This is a genomic window from Acidithiobacillus ferrooxidans ATCC 23270, assembly GCF_000021485.1.
Classification (GTDB): domain Bacteria; phylum Pseudomonadota; class Gammaproteobacteria; order Acidithiobacillales; family Acidithiobacillaceae; genus Acidithiobacillus; species Acidithiobacillus ferrooxidans.
In genome coordinates this window covers 951,012-970,956 of record NC_011761.1, presented here as the reverse complement: position 1 = coordinate 970,956, position 19,945 = coordinate 951,012, and the positions used below count along the sequence as shown (strand labels likewise).

Annotated in this window: 21 protein-coding genes; 4 read left to right on the top strand and 17 right to left on the bottom strand. The window is 56.9% G+C overall.

What is annotated here, in order from left to right; all coding sequences use genetic code 11:
• Positions 1–7 precede the first annotated feature (7 nt).
• From AFE_RS05045 to AFE_RS05015, 7 genes are all read right to left on the bottom strand, one after another.
• On the bottom strand, positions 8–547 hold the full coding sequence (locus tag AFE_RS05045) for a hypothetical protein (protein ID WP_041645429.1): 540 nt from the start codon (positions 545–547) through the stop codon (positions 8–10).
• 18 nt (positions 548–565) lie between these two features.
• Entirely contained in the window at positions 566–952 is a 387-nt protein-coding gene (locus AFE_RS05040; protein ID WP_201763902.1) for a hypothetical protein, read from the bottom strand.
• Complete coding sequence (locus AFE_RS05035; protein ID WP_012606785.1) at positions 949–2,067, bottom strand: hypothetical protein; 1,119 nt, start codon at positions 2,065–2,067, stop codon at positions 949–951. The genes AFE_RS05040 and AFE_RS05035 overlap by 4 nt, the downstream gene beginning before the upstream one ends.
• A gap of 64 nt (positions 2,068–2,131) precedes the next feature.
• The gene (locus AFE_RS05030; protein WP_041645424.1) at positions 2,132–2,383 is read right to left on the bottom strand and encodes a hypothetical protein; all 252 of its coding nucleotides are present in this window, start codon (positions 2,381–2,383) and stop codon (positions 2,132–2,134) included.
• On the bottom strand, positions 2,383–3,324 hold the full coding sequence (locus AFE_RS15260) for a BRO-N domain-containing protein (RefSeq protein ID WP_012606783.1): 942 nt from the start codon (positions 3,322–3,324) through the stop codon (positions 2,383–2,385). Before AFE_RS15260 ends, AFE_RS05030 begins: the two co-directional genes overlap by 1 nt.
• A 70-nt stretch (positions 3,325–3,394) precedes the next feature.
• Positions 3,395–4,123 (bottom strand): RES family NAD+ phosphorylase, encoded by a 729-nt coding sequence (locus AFE_RS05020; RefSeq protein WP_012606782.1) that lies wholly within the window; start codon positions 4,121–4,123, stop codon positions 3,395–3,397.
• A gap of 3 nt (positions 4,124–4,126) precedes the next feature.
• Complete coding sequence (locus AFE_RS05015) at positions 4,127–4,528, bottom strand: MbcA/ParS/Xre antitoxin family protein (protein WP_049759417.1); 402 nt, start codon at positions 4,526–4,528, stop codon at positions 4,127–4,129.
• A 136-nt stretch (positions 4,529–4,664) separates the two neighbouring features.
• Here AFE_RS05015 and AFE_RS05010 point away from each other — a divergent pair, with 136 nt between their 5' ends.
• Positions 4,665–4,940, top strand: coding sequence for an integration host factor subunit alpha (locus AFE_RS05010; RefSeq protein ID WP_012606780.1), 276 nt, complete (start codon positions 4,665–4,667; stop codon positions 4,938–4,940).
• Positions 4,941–5,130: 190 nt separating this feature from the next.
• Here AFE_RS05010 and AFE_RS05005 read toward each other — a convergent pair whose 3' ends face one another.
• The 5 genes from AFE_RS05005 to AFE_RS04985 all read right to left on the bottom strand — a co-directional run bounded on the left by AFE_RS05005 (position 5,131) and on the right by AFE_RS04985 (position 12,631).
• A complete protein-coding gene (locus AFE_RS05005; protein ID WP_012606779.1) occupies positions 5,131–5,640 on the bottom strand; it encodes a hypothetical protein in 510 nt (169 codons plus the stop codon).
• A 67-nt stretch (positions 5,641–5,707) separates the two neighbouring features.
• Positions 5,708–9,304, bottom strand: coding sequence for a conjugal transfer protein TraG N-terminal domain-containing protein (locus AFE_RS05000; RefSeq protein ID WP_269077299.1), 3,597 nt, complete (start codon positions 9,302–9,304; stop codon positions 5,708–5,710).
• A gap of 62 nt (positions 9,305–9,366) precedes the next feature.
• On the bottom strand, positions 9,367–11,046 hold the full coding sequence (locus AFE_RS04995) for a conjugal transfer protein TraH (protein WP_012606777.1): 1,680 nt from the start codon (positions 11,044–11,046) through the stop codon (positions 9,367–9,369).
• 11 nt (positions 11,047–11,057) lie between these two features.
• On the bottom strand, positions 11,058–11,954 hold the full coding sequence (locus AFE_RS04990) for a conjugal transfer protein TraF (RefSeq protein ID WP_236608973.1): 897 nt from the start codon (positions 11,952–11,954) through the stop codon (positions 11,058–11,060).
• Between the two features lie 197 nt (positions 11,955–12,151).
• On the bottom strand, positions 12,152–12,631 hold the full coding sequence (locus AFE_RS04985; protein ID WP_049759491.1) for a lytic transglycosylase domain-containing protein: 480 nt from the start codon (positions 12,629–12,631) through the stop codon (positions 12,152–12,154).
• A gap of 187 nt (positions 12,632–12,818) precedes the next feature.
• Here AFE_RS04985 and AFE_RS04980 point away from each other — a divergent pair, with 187 nt between their 5' ends.
• Together AFE_RS04980 and AFE_RS16325 are read left to right on the top strand one after the other, a co-directional pair.
• Positions 12,819–13,487, top strand: a complete 669-nt coding sequence (locus AFE_RS04980) for a hypothetical protein (protein WP_012606774.1) — start codon at positions 12,819–12,821, stop codon at positions 13,485–13,487.
• Between the two features lie 308 nt (positions 13,488–13,795).
• On the top strand, positions 13,796–13,993 hold the full coding sequence (locus AFE_RS16325) for a hypothetical protein (protein ID WP_158303819.1): 198 nt from the start codon (positions 13,796–13,798) through the stop codon (positions 13,991–13,993).
• A gap of 393 nt (positions 13,994–14,386) precedes the next feature.
• On the opposite strand, the gene AFE_RS04970 is transcribed toward AFE_RS16325, so the two are convergent.
• From AFE_RS04970 to AFE_RS04960, 3 genes are read right to left on the bottom strand one after another with little or no spacing between them, the layout of a single operon-like run.
• Complete coding sequence (locus tag AFE_RS04970; RefSeq protein WP_012606771.1) at positions 14,387–15,052, bottom strand: hypothetical protein; 666 nt, start codon at positions 15,050–15,052, stop codon at positions 14,387–14,389.
• A gap of 10 nt (positions 15,053–15,062) precedes the next feature.
• A complete protein-coding gene (locus AFE_RS04965; RefSeq protein WP_012606770.1) occupies positions 15,063–15,557 on the bottom strand; it encodes a hypothetical protein in 495 nt (164 codons plus the stop codon).
• Between the two features lie 21 nt (positions 15,558–15,578).
• Positions 15,579–16,202, bottom strand: coding sequence for a hypothetical protein (locus AFE_RS04960; protein WP_148208603.1), 624 nt, complete (start codon positions 16,200–16,202; stop codon positions 15,579–15,581).
• A gap of 146 nt (positions 16,203–16,348) precedes the next feature.
• Here AFE_RS04960 and AFE_RS04955 point away from each other — a divergent pair, with 146 nt between their 5' ends.
• Complete coding sequence (locus AFE_RS04955) at positions 16,349–17,575, top strand: RNA-guided endonuclease InsQ/TnpB family protein (RefSeq protein WP_012606768.1); 1,227 nt, start codon at positions 16,349–16,351, stop codon at positions 17,573–17,575.
• Positions 17,576–17,736: 161 nt separating this feature from the next.
• On the opposite strand, the gene AFE_RS15255 is transcribed toward AFE_RS04955, so the two are convergent.
• Together AFE_RS15255 and AFE_RS04945 are read right to left on the bottom strand one after the other, a co-directional pair.
• Positions 17,737–19,425, bottom strand: coding sequence for a sulfotransferase family protein (locus AFE_RS15255; protein WP_049759414.1), 1,689 nt, complete (start codon positions 19,423–19,425; stop codon positions 17,737–17,739).
• Positions 19,426–19,454: 29 nt separating this feature from the next.
• Positions 19,455–19,724: a hypothetical protein gene (locus AFE_RS04945; protein WP_041645412.1), complete on the bottom strand. Its 270-nt coding sequence runs from the start codon at positions 19,722–19,724 to the stop codon at positions 19,455–19,457.
• Positions 19,725–19,945: the final 221 nt, after the last annotated feature.

Sequence of the window (19,945 nt, the reverse complement as noted above, 5' to 3'; positions counted from 1 at the left end):
ACCTGAATCAATCCGCTTTGTGGGTTGGCATACTGCCAGCCGGATCCAAGTCTTGGGGCGGGGCGGAATCGGATAACCGGCGGCGGTGCCGAAACTCTTGCCACCGGCGCAGCAGCCGGAAAATGGGCGCATCCCGTGAGCCCGGCCGCAAGGCATAGCGCAGAAAGCCCAGGTATAGCCGCGCGAACAGAATGGCGAAAAACGTGGCGTAGAGATGAAAGGCGGGGAACGCCAGTCGCGCGAACGGGCTGTAAGTCCAGGGCGGAATCCCCTGCCCCTCGTTCACATAGGTGCAGCCCCTGGGGATCGCGTAACCCTCCGGCCAAAAACCCAGCGTCATGCCCGAATATATCCCGGACATAAACGGATGCCCCATCTGCCAATCGACCGCTTCCTTCTGGAAGTCGCCCACGTAGGTTTGATAGCACGGGAGCTGGTACGCCGGCACCCATTGGGTCGCCCAGGTGTGCCATCCGAAGCCCAGCGCGAACACCCAGGCCCATAGCCGCCATGATCGCCACAAAGGCGCCTTTCGATCTTTGCTCATTCGTTGATCCCTGTCGCATTAATTCGGCCCCGTCGCGGTTGCTGCAGGTTGAGAACTGGTTGTTGCTTCTGTGCTGGTGGTTGCAGGTTGCTGTGCCGCAGGCACCGGCGCCACGACGCGCGGCTGTCCCGGCAAAGGCTGCCCTGGGTGCGCCTTCTCCCATTCGTCGGCATAGAAATAATCCCAGATGGCCAGCTTGCAGTGATAATCCAGCTCGTTGGATCCGCCATTGATGCTTTGCCCATAGTCGGTGCCGCCGGCCATGGCCGCCGAGCCCACCGCGTGTCCAATCCATTGCGCTGGCTCACAAGCTCTCCCGATTCGCGCGTCGGGAGTGGATCCGACAAAGATCCATACCGCGAAAACCACGACGAGAAAGAAGAACAGTTCGCCGAAATGCTTCAATGACAGGCTCCGATGTTTTCCATCACCGCATCCAGATCCATGGCGGCCTGATGCCCCTGCTGCACCTGGTAGTCACCCGCCTTGTCGCAATACACCATGACCGGATCACTGATATATCCGGCGGCGGCCAGCATCCCGGTGTTTCCGTCCACGATCTGCGTCATCTGCAGGTTCGGGGTGATGCCGCGCAACCCGCCCTTATTGGCTCCATTGGCGCGCTTTTTGAACAGGTGCTCGTTTTTGTCCAGGGCGGTCGCCGGGTTTGGCGCGGACAGGATGGCTTCCGCCACCGCCAGGCTGTCTTTGCCTTTTTCCGCGATGGGCACATAGCGCACCCTGATTTTTCCGCCATGGACCAGCGGCTCCAGCGCCAGATACAGCGCGTGTCCCTTTCCGCTGTCCGGATCAATGTACACAGTGGCTTCCGGGCCGGCCGTGCCTACCACGAAGCCGGTACCACCGTTATAGGCGGTGGCCATGACGCTTCCGGTCGTGCCGCTTTGTGTTGACGCGGTGACGCCGGACGCACCAGCACTCTTCGCCGTCTTGGCGAAGAGATAGGGCCCGTTGAGATCCTGCCCGGAAGCCGTCAACAGGGTTCCGATCAATACCAGATGATCTGGGAGGTTCACCCAGGCCATACCGCGATCACCGCCGGCAATTTCGTACACCACACCGACAAACCCCTGTGGTCCGTTCATGTACACCTGTTTGACGGTGGCCGCGCCCTGACTGGCGGATCCGATGAGTTGCGCGATCTCCTGCGTCTCGGCAGATGAACCAGAAGTTGCCGGGGCCGTTGATGCCATGGCGATCGAGGGCGGAGCGACTGCGGTAGTCCCCGGCAGCACACCTTGTGCCAAAGGCGTTGGCTGCGGAGATATCAACCCCTTCGGCGCAGAGGGCACAGGACGAGGAACCGGCAACGCCGAAGGCTTCAGCACATGCACCTGATCAGTGCCGCCAGCCCCCGTCGCTGTTTCCTGGTGACCCATCAGCACCTTGCCGCCGATCAACACCGCCACCGCCGCAAGAATCGCGCCGCCGGTTATCAGTCTTTTCTTCAATGGCGGCAACGGCTTTTTGGCCTTGCCACCGGAGTCTTTTCCAAACATGGGTACCCTCGATGTGGTTCGCGTCTGCTAGTATATTATATCGTTTCTTGGAAGTTGCAAGAGCTTACACCGGACGATTGTGTTCCAAGATCGAAATTTCCCGATCGATCACCGCCCGCGCCGCCCGTAACCGCTCCAGCGGGTCGCCCTCACCTATCGTGAAAATCCCCCCCGGCAATGCCACGGTCATCTCCCGCAGCCCCTTCTTCGAGAGAAACTGCAAAAACATCCACTGCAGCATCGCCGCCGCAAACTCCTCCGGCGGCAGGCTGACCAGGTATTTAGACGTGGCCTGGAGATCGGCGTCGGTTGTCATCAATGTTTTATTGGATCGAAGTTTTTCTGCACCGCCGGTTCTGCCCGCAGCGCGTCCAGGATCCCTGCTTTCCAGAGCAACTGGGGCACGTCGGCACCACGACCGCCCGTACGCGGCACAAAGATCTTGACCGCAAAGGGGGTGCCTTTCTCCGTTGGATGCCATTCCGATTTTCCGCGAATCGTGTGGCGGACCTGATAGCCTAAGCCATATAATAGGCGGTTAAATGCGATCCCGGTGTAGCCGCCCAAGAGCGCGCCCAAGTCGCTTACGTTCAGCGTCGCTTCCGGGGACAAGCGAACGTCTGTTTCTTGGATCGAGTCGATGGCCACATGCTCCGATGGTCCGGCCTTCGTGCGCACATCGGTTGTCGGTTCTGTGAGATCTCCCAATTGCGCGATGGCATCGCTGATAATCGCCCGCAGCGGTACGCCGATCAGCAATTCGACAGCCAGATCCGCTACGGTGACCTGCGCCGCAACCGGAATTTTGCGAGACTTAGCGACACGCTTATATGCCGCATGCATCCGCGCGACAGCAGGCCAATCCACATCGGCAAACCGGGCGTATTTCGGTTGTGCGGGCGAGGTCTCGTACTTGCCGGTCTTACGAATCATGGGCAGAACTTCGTGGGTGACCCAACGTTTGAAGGCGTGAGCTTCCGGCTTGCGGCTAGTCAGGATCAGGCGATAGAGGCCTGGCTCATTGACCAGGTTGAGAGAAGTGCCGGGAGCGTTGTCGCTAAGTCCTTGTTTGACATGACCCGGTGTTAAACACAGGGTGGTCTTTTCGTCCTCGTCCAGCTTTCTCATTGCAACTGATGCGTCCACCAGCCCCAACGCTCGACACACATCCACCGCCACCCACCACGGTTCGCCGTTCTCCCCTGGAATCACCCGAATGTCCCGACCTTCGTACTCAAACGGAATTACGTTCTGCATCTCACTTTCCTCCACGCTTTCGCATGAATTATAAATATACTATTTTACAATAGCATTGGTAAAGAGACTATCAAGGAATCCGCATCCACGGTCGAATGCTTCCCACGGGCCCCTGACTGATCACTACGCCATGGTCCGTGAGCCGGTAAGTGAGATAAGACTGGATTTTAGGCCCGGATAATACGTTCGGGTTGAGGACAGCATACACGTCTCCCTCGCACCGCGCGGAACGGGTGGCCAGGCCGGGGTGTCCTTCCGTTTTTAGCCTGGCGCCAATGGGCTGGGTAAAACGAACGTTTTCGGGATCCACCAGGGCCGGGTAGCTCGCCACTCTTGGTCGCAAGTCCACCAGCGCCGCGTCACAACGAACCCCATAGATTGCCCGATCTCCCGTAATGCTTTCCCGCTCGCCGGCGATCACCATCTGCTCGAATCCGGCATCACGCAGCAACCTGGACCGCCAATGGTACACGGTCTCATACACCGAGGTTTCCACGGTATCCGCGCCATACCAGACACCAAACGAGCCATCGCTGTATCTGCTCGTCGTCCAGTGCCGAAACGGGAATTCGATGGCGGCGTACCACTCGGCCTCTTCAAAAGGACGATCGATGATCGGCGCTGCTGATATGTGGTTATGTGGCTTGGCGGCAGCCTCGTACCGTTGCGCCACAGGCCAGTCCTCTGGATTTTCCGAAAGATCATCGAAGAGATCTTCCGATGCCCATGAACTGATGATGTTGCGTATCAGCGTTTTGTGGACATCGGTGAGTGATAGTCCGTCAAAAAAGGAATCCACTGGCTAGCTGCCCAGAGCCCGGTCCAGATAGGAACGCACCATGAGCAACCCCGTAAAGCCCCACTCGCAGATCACTTCCACGGGAGTTTGATTGCCGAATGCTCGGTTTCGCGCGGTCATCCAACGATAGGCCAGGTCTCTGTCGTGCGGAAAAAGCAGACGCAGATTCTTGTGGATAGCCAGCAAGTGACCAGATCGCTCCAGGAGATCCCGGTTTGTCGCCAGCGGTTCGCCTCTGCGATAACGGCTGAGGGCCGCACGGTTTTCCAGTGCCAGCCCCAGCAAGGCAAGCTGGTCCTCATTGGGCACATTCCAGAGATCAAACGCCTTCATCAGCATTTTCGCCAAGGCGGCGCGATGCTGCGCCTGATTTTCCTTGCCGGTTGCGATGATCGCTTGCGCCATGCTGCACCTCCATACTATGCAGCAAGTATAACATTTTACGTTGCAGATGCAACGAATCGTAATCACCGCAAGGCATTCATCCAAAAGCCGTGTTCTGCTATATTGAGCGCGGCTTTGGCAAGAATGAGCACACAGCATGACCATCACAAAACTGGATTTGACCCGCCACCTATCGGATACCATGGGTCTGACCGCCAAAGAATGCGCCGCGCTGGTCAATGCCATGTTCGACACCATCCGCGCCACATTGGCCTCTGGTGAGGACGTGAAGCTATCCGGCTTCGGGAACTTCATCCTGCATGAGAAACGGGCACGACCCGGGCGGAATCCGAAGAATGGGGAGCCGTTCGAGATCAAGGCGCGGCGGGTGGTGACGTTTCGGGCCAGCCAACTGGTCAGGGAAAGGTGCTAAAAGGTGACCGTCTTTCGTCGCGCTGCGAGTCGCCTCATACCCGAATATGGCACTGCGCGCACAGCCTAGCGCCTCACCGGTGCTCAGAAGAAACCGGAAAAACCGCTCCTCTTCCGCGCGGCAAACTCCACCGTGCTGCTAAAAAGCGGCGAACCCGCTTCTCGATGCAAAAAGGATCGGTTTGGCCGGGTTAGTCGTCGTGCAAAAACCACCACTTACCAATTGGAATACCGGTCGTTAACCCGAGATTGTTGTCTCTCATCTCCTTGAACCAATCATCGAATTCGTTGAACTCGCAGCCTACACCCACTGCCGCCTCCTCATTAGAAATGGTCAGCAAGCCCATCAACAGGACGAATCCACAGACCACTGCCATGATAGCCGCCGGAAGCAGGCTGTCTCCGCACGCCTGCAACGCGAGCAGGAGAAACCCCAGTCCCATCGGGTATCCGAACCATGCATAGCCGGGCATGTCCCGGTGAAATCGCGATGAGACGATCCGGTTGTATACATACGTGACCACCATGCCCGCCGGGACTCCAGCGAGAAACGCCCCAAGGAACAGCCACCGGTGCATTCCACCGCTGGCCACCGCGATCATAAGCAAACCGAAGACGTAGAAAACCGCCTCTTCGGCAAGGATCGCAACATCGCGATACTCAAACCGGCGCAAGAACCTGATCATTTTTCCATTCTGCATCACACAACTTCCTTACTAGAATCTTCCCGACTTCTAGCTACCATACTCGCAAAATTATGTCAAGCATTTATTCTTTCGATCCGGGGCTATTTGACGGGCCCTGGTATCCGTCTTGCCCAGGGAACATTGGAACCACGGTTTTTTCTACAGGAACACTTGGCGGTGATCCCGGATCCAACGGATCTGCGCCCACAGACTCCCCAGGAACCTGCCCGTTTGCCTCTTCTGCACCAGAGTTCCCCTGCGCAATTCCGTCACCCCCGCTATCAACGGCTTCACCACCAGACGGCGCTTTCGACAGCCCCAATTTATCGGTAATTGCCTGTCGCGCCTGGGCAACCTTGGCAATGGATGCGCGTTCTCCTGGCGTAATCTCATTTGCTTTTCCGTTGAGCATCTTCTCAACACCACTGTTGTAGGAATCCATTGTTTTCGTGCCGAGTTCCTGCGTTATCTTCGCGTTTGCAACGCTGTTCAGATTCCCAGTCGCCTTCATGACAGCGCCTTGCTGCGCCTCAGTTAAATCTCCGAACGATTTGCCATCAGCCATCTCATTAGCCGCTTCAGACATGGCTTGCTGTTCCTCTGGGCTCATCCCCTTTTCCAGATCAGCTTGCGCCGCCTTGTTCCCCATCATTTTTTTGAGCCCACCGCCAAGCGCCAACGCAGCGGCCATACCGCCAAGTCCGGTGGCGCCAAGGGCTAGGCTTGTCAGGTTTGGGTCTTCAGATCCTAGCCGCGCCGCCTTGTCTATGTAGGCCCCCCTTTCTTTCCCCATTCCTTGCTGCGCCTGCTGTGGGGTCATGACTCCGGATCCAAACATGCCCATGGCCTGATTTAGCAATTTGGCACCTGGACCGTGGTTAGCCACATCGCTTTGCGCCCCCTGGAAAAACCCAGTTACAGCAGACGGATTCCAGTCGGCGGCGCCTGTCGAGTTGTTGACGTTGCTTGCAGCCGCACCATGATCTGCCTGATATTGGGCCTGGGTCGCTCCCGCACTCGGCGCTCCGGTGGCACCGCCAACCTGCGAGACGAGATCTGGAACGGATCCGGTCGCTGACGGATCAATCGCCACACCAGCGCCTGCCACCGCCCGCTGGATGTTCTGCATGTCCCGCGCCATCCCGGCCGCCGCCGCCGCCAACTCATGATGACCAGTCGCTCTTGCCAGCATTTCCGTAGCCTCTGCCTTGTTCGGCATGCTGCGCGCCATGGAAATCAACGCATAGCCAGTGGCCGCTTCATTGGAACCGCCGTAAATGGCCATACCGCGCTTATGCAATTGATCGAATTGAGCTAGCGCGGCATCCTCGCTGGCCTGGCCGTTCCGGCCGGTTGCGGCGATAATCGACATCCTGGCCCATTCATTTCCACTTACATGACCGATGGCCGCTGCGGTATCGGTAATCGCTGGCGCCGTATTCGCGACATCAAAATTGATGTTTCCGCCGGCAGACTGCGCCGCAACGGCGGCCTTGGCCAGGCCTGCACTTTGCGTTTCTACGGCATTACGAGCACTCAGAAGAGACCTGGTTTTTGCGGTTGATGTTCCAATGGCCGCAGCGGTTCCTTTTTGATCGGTATGGGACAATTTGCTCTCAAGTCCGTTGGAACTTAGCGCCTCTTCTGCGTGACTAAAATCCTCTAGTTGTTTCAGGCCATCGCCACTTTTGATACTGTCCGCGAACTTCGCTGCTTGCTGGCCAGTCGCTGACCCCCCCAACTTTCCGACCAGTCCCTTCACCATCTCTCCAGTGATTTGCCCTCCTGTTGCAAGTTCACCAGACAATATCCCAGCAAAAGTCAGCGCATTATCTTTGCTAAAACCAAAGTCACTCATGTATTGTGTTTGTGCATGCCGCGCAACTTTGGCGGCATGCTGCGCCCCTGCCGTTTGTGTGAGCGCGCTCTGCACGCCAGCGGACTGGCTATTGATCAACGACGACATATTTTGAGCGGTTATACCGGCACTTTCGGTCGCCTGCCGCGTCAGACTCGCCTGTGCGGCTTCCGATTGGGTCGTTGTCGCGTTGATGCCACTCGAAGCGGAGTAAGAAACAGCATTAAGCGGCGCGGTTGACCCGTAGCTTCCGCCCACGGTCCCAGGGTTATTCACCCCCACCCCATACGCCCCGCTCGCCATCACATTCGTGCCGTTTGTAGGCGTGGACTCGCTCATATTCTTGTCCACCACGTCGTTGCCCGAGATCTTGCTGCCGAGCTGCGTCAGCGCGAAATAGGAGCCGGTCAGAAGCACCAGGGTGATGATCGGGGTCGCCGACATCATCATATCCGCCATGGAAAGGGCGTTCATGGCATGGGTCAGGATCATGGGGATGTTGGCCGATGAGGTCGCGGACATCGTCATCGTGCCGCCGCCGGGGGTCGTAATACTGGTCGCCGCCGCCGCCGTCTGGATATTCGCATAGAGCTGATTGGTGGTCTGCTGGATGTAATCGTTGATGATCTGGGCAACGGGGATCCAGGATTCCGTCCATGCACCAAAAATCATGTACTTGCCCAGCATCGGCAAGCCCTGTACGCCCATCATCGCGGCGATGATCAAGGTCAGCGGCGCCATGGCGAAAAACAGGAATTGCAGGAGCGCCATGGTTGGGATCATGTTGCTCTCGAAGAGCGACGCCGACCCCGCGTTCATGGCCTGCTGTCGGCCCAGGGCGGCCGCTTTCGTGGTACAGTACGGAGAAAGAGTGGACGGATCCGTCACGTCCGCGCTGCTGCTCATGTCGCTCGCGGCCTGCGCGTTCCCGGCTTCCGCCGCGCAATTCAGAATCAGGTTTCCGATGAAGTTCTGCCCGCCGTTCGCCGTGGTAGTGAACATGGTTTGCAGGACAGATTCCGCCGTACTGGCATCCACACCGGTTTTCCCGTTGCTCTGCGTTTTCATGGAAACTACGTTGTTGAGGCTATTGCTCCCGGCACCGCCGTAAAACGTGCTCCAGGCATTGCTCAACGTCGATTGCGCGGTGGAACAGGGTACCGACTGCCATGCGGTGGCCTGATTGGAGCCGTTTACATCGATAGGTACCTGGTTATTGGATGGAGCTATGGCGTTTGGGCCGGTGAACAGCGTTGCGGCCAGATCCGGGCTGTCGATGAGTTCGCCAGAATCAACCACGGATGCTTGCGGAATGATGCAATGATCCACGTATTGCGCGACCGATCCGGAAAGCGGGGAGTCATACTCATTGAAAACGCTGTACAGCCCTCGCAGTTTATACGTCAGCGCCAGCGGGCCGGCAAAACCGTAATTGCTGTTGTAGCTTCCGGTGAACAAAGAGGGGTTATTGTTGCCGGCGTTTTGATCGGCCTGCCCGATTTCTTCCGCCGCATCATAGGCGATGGTCGAAAAAATGGCGGCCGGATAGACAATGCCGATGGGTATGCCTTGCACCGTCACGGAATTACCCGTCAGCATGTTTTCCACCGTGGCGCTGGTTTGCACTTCCCAGAGCGCCATGAAAACAACCATGATAATCAGCATTTTGTGGAATTCGATGCGCAGATTGTTCATGCCGGTCAGGATCATGATGATGAACCCGAACATCAACCCCAGCCCCAGCGCCCAACTGCCAGGGAAGCCTGACGCGTTGGTGCCCTGACTTGCCCACAGGGTGTTGTTCGCCGGGTTGAACAGCATCTGTATGCCGGTCAGGACGCTAAAGAAAGACTGAATGTTGCCGACGACGTAAATGTACATGATCAGACCTTTCCTCCGCTCGCGTTGGCTATCCTGGCCTTGGCGCTTTGCACCAACTCTTCCGCCAGGCGCACGTTTTTGTCGTTCAGCGATTCTTTTGTCTCGTAGGTCTGTATTTGCGCATTCAGCGCCGCCAAATAGAACTTGTAATCCGGAGGGACGATGATATGGTTCTGTCCGTTATATACGCCGACGGCATCCAGCGCCGCGTCTCCGAATTTCACGGCGAATTCATCGACGATATAGGGTTCCAGCAATTTCGCGATTTGCGCCATCAAACCAACACCTGGATCGTTCTGATTTCCGGTTTCCGCATCCTGCAGGATAGTGGCCGTGCCGTACGGCATCCCCTGCTCAAAAGCCAGTGTAGCCGCGCTTGGCGTGATTCCCATATTCAGATCGTTGACCAGTCCATTGTGATAGACCCCGCCCACGTATCCGCCCAACAGATATCCGCGCACAGCGGTTTTTATCCCGACATATCCCATACCACCCAGGGTGGTCGTACCCAGTGGTCCTATACATCCCGTGACCGGACCAAATGTCTGGTAATGCGTTCCGCCAATATTCCGGTAAGTGCATTGCCAAACGGGCGCCTTTGATATTCCGTTCACGAGTTGCTGCAAATTCAGCGATGCACCCCAGGCCAGTGTGTTGCTGTTGATGTTGCCGGTGGCTGTATTGTTGGTCTGATTCTGCGTGGCGGCGCCGCTCGCATTGCTGCTGTTGGTCGATTCCCCCGGCAGGATGATCAGCGTCCCGACCAGGCTCATGAGAATTTCCTTGGTGCAGGCGTTGGTGGTTTCCGTAGTCGTCGCGCAAATATTCGAGTTGGTCGTGCTCACCGCTTCCGGTACGCTGGCTACCATAGTCGTATCACTCAGTCCAAGCAGCATATCCTGAGTATCCGCCGCATTGATCGCTTTCCAGAACATATTGTACTGGGGCAAACTATAAGCTTGCGGTGCAGTTTTCGGCACGGGGGTCTTGGCTGCTTGCCCGTTGAGTCCGACTGAAGTCATCAGCTCTGTCCAGTTTGTGGAGATGCTGGTTTCATCGCTGGCAATGGTTGACGACATCGCCGGCTCCGTGCCCTTAAAAATATCGGACACGTCACCGACAGCGGACGACATCACCCTTCGGGTCTGGTTCACCACCTGCGCAATATCGCCCATATCATCGCCGTTGAAAATCCCCTTAGCCAACTGACAGGTATTCTTAAGGGCGTTATTCATGTCCTGAATATCTTTTTCAATCATCGAAAGCAATGCGCCGCACTGGTGGCACATGGCGTCGATGGCCAACTGGAAGGCATAGCCCAGGGCTTGCTGACCGATTTCCCGCAACAGCGCCATAAATTCTTGGCCGTTAATAAAATGAAAGGATCCGAAGAACAGGTTGATGCCGCCGCACCCGGCCGAAATGTCCGGCGGAGAGAACGCAATGACGTTAGCGCCGGATAGCGGTGTGCGAGCTTCGAAATAACCGCCCGAATAAGTCACACCGTTTCCGGATCCGGCGGCGGTCGCGCCGCTGCTGGCGATGAACATCTGGTTCACGAAGTTCTGCATGCCCAAAGCCTGGCTTTCTGCGTTCAGAAAGCCGGAAGTGAGCACCGATGTCAGCGTGGCGACCAGTACGCCCTTGGTGATCTTCTTTAGTTCCGGATGGGCTTGTTGCATAATGAAATTCCTCACCAATTTGAGATTCTGGATGCCGTGGCGTTTTCGATGTACTGCGTAATGGTCTGCGGGTTCGCGTTTTTCTGGTTCTGCGCTTGCTTCATCTGTGCCGTGGTCAGCACTCCGCGCTCATATGCATTGGCCCCGGTCCATTCCGTGAGCTTTTTCGGCAAGAGATGCAGATACTCGGCGTCCGCCAGGATATTGTCCTCGAGGCTGCCCATGACCTGGTAACCCTGCGCGATAATCGCAAAATTATCGGGCGGATAAATCATGATGATGGTCGGGGTCTCGACCAGGTGCAAATCCTTCGCCTGGCCATGATCCTGCACAAGCACCGCATTTTTCGGTAGACCCGTAATCGGCCCGTTATTCACGTCGATATAGTCAGTAGCGAAATGGATCATCTGGTTCATATTGCCGTACTGCGTCAACTGCATGTCGCAAAACGGGCATCCATGCTTCACGAACACCCACATCCCGACGTGTTTGCTCAAATAGCGCAGTGCCCGCATTTTATTCTGCTGCAAATAGGACTGGAAATCCGTATTGCCTGCGCCGGATCGTGGAATGATCGCGGAATAATTGAGCACCGGATTCGTGTTGGCGACTTGGACGAATCGCTCTGCGAAATTCTGGGCCTTATCGAACATGACCTTCTGCAACGCCAAGTATTGCGTGACATTCTTGGTGCTTGGGTCGTTGATCGCCCGATTTCTCCATTTGGGCAATGTTTTTTTAATCCACTGCACCGAAAAGACCTTCGGTCCCGCCGGTTTGGGCGCGACCTTCTTCACCGGAGCGGGTTTTGGCGGTGCCTGCACCACGGGTCTGGGTGGTGGCAGTGGCTTGGGCGGTGGAGGTGGCAATTGGTACCAAAACCAGCCGTGTGTGTCGCCGGAAAGCACATTAGCCTGAGCGACATCGGGTCCGCAGAACGACAGGCACAAACCAATAAACGTCGTCGCGACGGCTATCGCAAGGACATTTCCATGGTGAATCCGCTGGTTACTACAGTGGCCCAAGTCGTTCCCTTTTCTTAGCGTAAAACAAGTATATTAATTTGTCTTGTGATGCTTTGACGAAACCTCAATTTCCGCCCTGCTCAGTGCTCCACCACCAAGCTGGCATCCATCCACGGATTCGCCAGCCTTGCAGGATTTTCCGACGCCCCGCCGATCACAATGCCCAGATGGCCGGCGAACCGCTGCACATAACCCGACCGCCACGCTGCCTGCATATTCCCGTGCCCCGCATTATAACACGCTGCCGCCGCGAGCAAACTGCCCGTCTGGGCCAGGCAGCGCGCAAAAACCCAAGCGCCCGCCATTACGTTTGCGCACCCATTATACCGCAATGTCCGGTAACGGTACCCGTACTTTTCCAAAAACGGCAGGTGGCATGTATTTACTTGCATCGGACCTAGATCCGTTGTTCCATTCGAGTCTCGTGCCGCCGTCCCCGGCCGCCCTCCTTCGTTTCGCATCAGCGCCACAATATCCTGATATGGAACACCGTAGGTCGATGAGGCCCGCTCTATGCATTCGACTGGTACTCCGTGGAAGGATCCGGGAGGCAAGAACATGCGCGACCTCGCAAGCAGTAGTATATTTAGCAAATATCTTATACACAGTGCCGCGATTCTATGCAAGAGGCTTCCGTTGTTGTCCAGAACAGGCGGAAAACTGTCTGGCATGGTGTTCGGAAAACTGTCTGCTACTCCTTTCCGGAATTTACCGGGCATCCAGCCCATTTTTGAAAGGAGATGTGCCATGTTACAGCATAATACGGTAGTAAGCGGTTTCATCTTGGTCAATGACGCAGCTACAACCGCAGCGCTCACCGCCGCCAAAGGCATCATAGGTGCCGATGAATGGAAGAAAGGCTATTCAGAAGAGCGTTGCAAGATTGCACGCTCCACCCTGAAAACCGCCAATGTCCCGGTTCAGTACAAACTGACCGGCCCAATCACCAAGGTTTCCACCACGGAAACCAAAGACGGGGAAGGCAATGTGTACCGCAAGGTCCGTGTTGCTCTCGGGAATGACAGGTCCTCGCCGATTCTCAGTCTCGATGTCGGGACCGAGTTCTGCGAACGCCTCCTGCCCAAACTGGGTGCCGCCGTTGCCATTCATGGTATCGGTGCAGAGGTGACCATCACCTGCTTCCCGGACGTAGTGGAGCGCGATGGTCGTACCTTCGTCAACCATGTTGCGTCGGTGAAAATCAACGGCGAGGAGGTAAAGGCTACCAAGCCGCACTTCCAGTTGGCCGCCGCTGCCGCTGCCACCGCATCTGACGCTTTGGTAGCTGCAGGTGTGAAGGACAAGAAGGCTCTCAACGCCGTCAAGGCGAGTGCCAAGGAAGAATACTTCTACGCGCTCGCCCAAAAGCTGAGTCTTTTCCCGTCCGAACAGGCTGCGGAATCCTCTGCAGCGTAACCATCCGATCTACCCCAACCCCATCGCTTCGGCTTTGGGGTTTTTCTTATGCGTACAGCATACCCATAGCATGCTATCAGCAGTGCCAACAGCATGCGCCGTGCAGGACCCTCTGTTGCTGGATTTTAGCTCTAAAAGCCCCTCCACTTCGTTCCGGGGCATTCAGGCTCCTTCGCTACGCTCCGGGCCCCACATCAGCCCCTACGGGGCATTTCAGGCCCTTCGGGCCGGATCACGCTCTGCGAGCGTACAGCGCACGTCCGGGAACGTGCGGTCGCCTTCGGCTCCCTTGTCTCGGCACTGCCGTCGTGCCTGCGTTCGCCATCCCGATCCACCTGGGTCATATTCGGACCATCCGTCTTCCACAGTACGGATTTCCCATCGGTACCGGCTTTCCCGATCTCATCTGGATTATCCAGCAGCCCTGTTCGGCAAGTGGTTATCCGTCTTTCCGGATTTTCCATGATCCGGCAGTACCGGCATTGCGCCATGTGCCTTCGCCGTGATTTCCGCATATATATCCCGCAAATCGGGCACCGGTAGCGGCTACCCCGAAATGCACGGAGGATCCATGCACGAATCCTTTCACCCAAAACGGGGCGGCGCCCTCATCATGCCCGTTGCATTTGCCTTCGATCTGCCCGGATGGGCGAATCTGGATCTTGCAATGTCCATGATCACCACCAGAGAACTTGGCTTGCCACTTTCCAGCATATGGCGTGCCTGCCATCGCTATTCCGGAAACTCCGACCAGAACCAATGCACACAGCGTTTTCCTCAACATGGCTTCTCCTTTCTTAGCGTCAACTGCCGCCCAATTTTTGGTCCACCCGAATTATCCGGCCTGCCCGTGATGGCCGGGACATCCAAAATTTCAGGATGGTCCGGCTGGCGATTTTTCACTCGACATTGCATACGGCGCCTTGGGTATTGATGGCCACGGCCACCGTATCGTTATGGGGTTTGAACCCGTTTTTCCGCAACAGCGCCCCCACCTTGCTTCGGATATTCCTGTTCCGGCTTCGATAATCGAAATTCATCCCGACCGTCACCACCACCGGATTGCCTTTGCAGAACGATCCGGCGTCTTGCGCCGCGTCCCCAGAGATCTCCATGGCAGGCCATCGCAACGGCCTGCCCACACGAGACCAATCCCGGTACAGAAACATGAGATCAGGATCCCGCTGGAAATAGTGATCTGCAAACCGGATATTCGGCGCCAGGATAAAGGAAGCATGGCTCAGATAGATAACACCAGGCTCCGCGTACTTGCTGCCCACGGCATAGGTTGCGGCATGGTGCAGCAGTTTTCCATGATTGGCAAAAAGGCCGGAGTGCGAATCTGTCCGGACAAAGTACAGGACACGCCCGGCGGTCGCTTGGCGAATATCGCGCTGCACGGCACGTACTGCGTCCAGATACCTGGTCACCACGGTTTCCGCTTTGAGCCGGTAAAAGTAAGCGTCGATATGCGGGACCACCGCAAATCCCAAAAGGACGGCGATGGCTACCAACAATAAAAGCTCGATCAATCCGGACGGCCTAAAATCAACGTGCCTGGGCATAGTGATCCCTTCAGTGCGCCTTCCACCACAAAAATCCAGCAATCCCGAATAATAGCAGCGGAATCGCCGACATCCGCGCCAACCTCCAGTCCGCCGGCGACGGCAGACATTCTAGCAGGCATTCGGCCGCGATAAATGGGACCACCGCGAATTTCCAGGCGGCGCCCCAGTGGAATGTGTCCGGGATTCCATCATGGAGCGCCAATCCCGCCAACGGGATGAGCAGCAACGGCGCCAGGCCGATCAGCGCGCCGTTGTACCAGCGGGGATGATGGATGGGCACGCGGCCAAGGGCCCAGGCGTTGCCCATTCGCTTGGGCAGGAAGCGTGGAAAGCCGGGGCGACCGATGGTGATGAACGCGATGGTCCAGTGCGCCAACTCATGCAGGATTACACCGGGGAGTGCCACCATCCAGAGAACGACGATGTGTCGGCGAAACAGGCGTAGCACCAGCACCCAAATGATCGTGAGCAGGCCGGCCAAGTCACCAGGGCTGAATGCCATGCCGGCGCTCCAGATCGACGGCTATGGCACCAGTCTTTTGAGCGTTTCCCGCAACGCCGCTAGTTCTTCCGACGCTTTCTCGCCAGCTTCGGCCCGCTCTTCCAGCCGCCTGGCGGTTTCGACTACGGCGTCCAGATCCGCTTTGATTTGCGTGACCAGCTTGGTGATGGTGTCGATGTCCACGTCTTCCCCTTTCCCGATCTGTGTTTGTTCCGCCGCCAAACGCGGGCCATCCGTTACATCGCACTGCGCAAGATCTTCCGTTTTCCCTTCGTGCTCTCCGACATCCGCCAGCTCCACCAGGCGGTCCTCTCCAGGTTTTCTGGGAAGATCACGAAGCACCGTTTGCCGCACCAAATTCGAGACGATTTTAACGACACGGTGTTTTTGGAAGCCGATCCGCGCCGCTATCTCCGTGGTGCTTTTTGCGCCCTGACGCACTGCCTCCAGAACCAGTGCGGTGTCCGTAACCGCCTTTGCCGCTACTGCCGGCTTCATCGCCAACGCCGAAGCACGATCCAATGATGAGCTTTTGCCCGCCTGCGCCATCACCATTTTCGCGACCGCGCCGACATCTGTATCTCGCCGATAACTCTTCGGCGCCACATAATCTTCGCGCGGCCCCGTAGAGAGACCAACAGGCACAGCTCTTACCAAAAAGCGCGAAAAGCCCCGTCTGTTCACGGCGGGGATGCATAGCGCGGCAGTGAGACGGCTCCATGCCGTCGAAACCGGCTTTCCATCGACAGATCGGTTGCCAGCCTACCATGACTACTGTATAATTATACACCATGCTGATCCAAAAAGCCGTGCGCTACCGACTCGAAACTACACCGGAACAGGAAAACCTTCTGGCTCGCGCAGTAGGTTGCGTGCGCTTCGTCTGGAACCGGGCACTCTCCGTCCAGAAGAGCTATCTCGATCACCAGTGCGGTACCCTGAATTATGCCGGGCTGTGCGATTTGCTCACAACCTGGCGGAACACGGAAGCTTTCGGATTCCTCGCGGAATCCCCGTCGATGCCGCAGCAGCAGACGCTGAAAAACCTGACACGGGCACTCAAAGACGCATTCGATAATACATCCGTCAAGAAATTCCCGAAATTCAAAAAGAAGTTCGTCCATGACAGTATGCGCTACCCGGAGCCCGACCATATCCGCTTCGATCTGAAGCTAGCGGACCAAGACGGTCGGCATGTACTTCCTAAAATCTTCCTGCCGAAAATTGGATGGGTGAAATTCCGCAAGTCCTGCATCATCGGTGGTGAAATCCGCAATGTCACCGTCAGCCGTGCGGGTGGGCACTGGTACGTCGCCATTCAGACCGAGAAAACAGTCGCCGATCCGGTTCGCCAGGCTACTACCGCCGTTGGCGGTGACCGGAACGTAGCGGACAATGTCCTGACCTTGTCCGATGGTACTATGTTCCTGCCGGTTACGGCTTATCGGGATCTGCAAAAGAGGCTGGCGCGGGAGCAAAGAAAGCTCGCGCACAAAGTGAAGTTCTCGGCCAACTGGAAAAAACAGAAGGCCAAAATCGCGCGACTGCATCAGCGAATAGCTGCGACTCGCAAGACCATTCTGCATCAGATCAGTACCATCATCAGCAAAAACCACGCGGTGGTGGTACTGGAAGATCTGAAAGTGCAGAACATGACGGCGTCCGCAAAGGGGACCGTCGAGCAACCCGGGCGCAATGTCCGGCAGAAATCAGGGCTGAACAAATCCATTCTCGATCAGGGCTGGGGCATGCTCAAACAGATGCTGGGCTACAAGCTCCAGTGGGCCGGCGGCATACTGCTCTTGGTGGACCCTGCCTACACCTCACAAGCGTGCGCGTCGTGCGGTGCTGTGGACGCCGGGAACCGTAAAGCGGCAGTGTTCCGTTGTCTGCATTGCGGGCACGAAGCGCACGCCGATGTGAATGCGGCACAGAACATCCTCGCAAGAGGGTTAGCACCCTGCGAGGGGTTGCAGTCAACGGCGGGGCACGCCGGGGTAGCCTGTTTCGCGGCGTAAGCCGTAAAGTTGGCCCAAACCAAAGGGAATGGGTCAATCGAAGTGGCTGAAGTAGGGCCGCTGCTGGCAGGAAGGAATCCTCATCCTTTAGGGCGAGGAGGATGTCAACACTCCTTCCAACACACTCATGAAATTTTTTCTCCGCAATCCCTATAGTATATTTAACCTACAGGAATGCCGTACCTTTTTCCAGATCCCACAGCGTCCCGATACAGTGGCTGGGTCACCTGCTCCCGGCTGGCAGTGATAATCTTCCGGGGATTTTCAAAGAACCTCGCGCAAGCCGAGTCCCAGGTTTCGCCCAGTCCACCCAATACGCCGGTAATCGTTCCTTCCAGATTTTCCACGATGGATTCGTACCGAACTTCCAACACTCGCTCCGGATACCGCTCACGCCATGCTTCCATCAGCGTCTCGTGCCAGCGGTACGTGGCTTGCAGAGCCTCCCAGTCGTGGGCGTACGGATGCACCCCCCGGAAATGCTGGCGCCAAATGGATACCGTGGTATCCAGCGGATCGCGCCGGCACCAGAGCACTCGCGCGCCAGGAAATAAGTGCAGCAACATCCCGGCGTAAAGGAAATTGTGCGGCATCTTGTCGATGATCCAGCGACTATCCGGCGCCAGCTCCCGGCCTTTCCGCGCAAAGGTTACGCAGGCCTCGCGCGCGGCGTCCAGGTTCCCGTCGGCGAAGAGCGCCTGGGCCATGGCCTGCATTTCGTGGCGCTCTCCCGTCCCCGTGATCACGGGGTGCTGGTCCAGGATCTGTTCGAGCAGCGAGGTTCCCGACCGGGGCATGCCGACGATGAAGATCCATGATGGAGCGCCATGATCCACCGGCGATACAGCTTCCCAGGGGCGTTGTCGTAACCAGGCGTCCAGCGCCTGCCGTCCATCTTCGTGATAGGGCTGCACGCGGGCGAGCCAGCGATGCGCCGCCGTGTAGTGCTCCCAGGCTGCCTCGTACTTCTGGGAGTCGTCCGCGATTCTGCCCAACTGAAAGTGCAAACCTGCCAAATCGTCCGCCGGATCGGCCTGGGGTCTCGCCAGCCAAGACCTGGCCTGAGCGACAAGCCCGGGAAGATCCTCCGCCCGCGCGGTCTTCAGCCGCAGAATGTGCTTTCTGGCGCTTTCCGGGAGCTTTTCCAACATGGATTTCGCCACTTCTTTTCCAGCATGGATCGCCACCCAGGCGGACAGGAGATCCAGCGCGGGATTCCCGTGCAACCGTTGCGCCAACAGCCAGGCTTCATCGAATCGCTGCAGGTTGGATAGCACCAGCGCATGGAGATATCGCGCCAACACGTCCTCCGGGTTCCGGGCCAGATAAGCGGCGGTTTCCTGTTCCGCCGCCGGCGCCCTTCCGCTCTGGACCAGGCACTCGATCCGGCCCGCGAACGCAGAGGGATCGCCGTTTTTCTGAAGCACCGTCGACCAGCACTCGATCGCCTCGTCCCAAAGGGCGATGCTTTGCGCTACGATCGCCCGGTACCTCCAGGCGTCCAATCGCTCGGGGCGCAGCGCGCAAACGCGCCGGAAGGCGTGCATGGCGTCCAAGCTATTGTCCAGCGCCTTCTGTGCGCCACCCAGGTTGAACCAGGCATCGACATGGGTAGCATCGAGCTTCACTGCGGCCTGCGCGCATCCTGCGGCGTTTTTCCAATCTCGAACGCGCAAATAACAGACGGCCATATTGGAAAGCGCGTCGGCGCGCATAGCGGTCGGGCTGGATGCGGACTGGGCCACCCGAAGAAAAGCATCCACCGCGTCCTGGTACCGGCCTGATTGCAGGTGCAGCAGGGCGGATCGCATTAATGCGTGATGGATTTGCGTGTGTTTATTGACGTCCACTCTCCACGGAATCCGTCTGAATTGAGTCGTTATCGCGCTTTTGGAGCCATTCCTGTTTTCGCGAGTCCTGCAAAAAAGAGCAGCGCCCCAACGACTCCTCCGGAAACAAGCGCATAACCGGGCATAGAAAGGACGTGCAAATAAACGATTGCGGCCGCAAATACCGTTTCATTACAGATAAATATGCCACCCATAAGAAGCGCATCACCATAAAGCTGTGCTCCTAGCGCTCCAAAAACTAAAACCACGTATAGCAATGTAAGAGGGGAGAATATAATTATCGCAAGAAGCAATTCCATTGGATGCACCATCTACCCTTACCTCATTTTCGCCAAACCTAAGAAAAATCCAATGAGCGGTATCCCAAAACAAACTGTAAGAAGCCCATAAGTAAAAATGTTAAGCCCATAATTTGGTAACAGAATTATCCCTAAAATTGTCAATCCGGAAAAGACCATCATGATTGCAAATAAAGGACTATCTTGTTCACAGTTTTGGTTCTCCATAATATTTTCCTCCG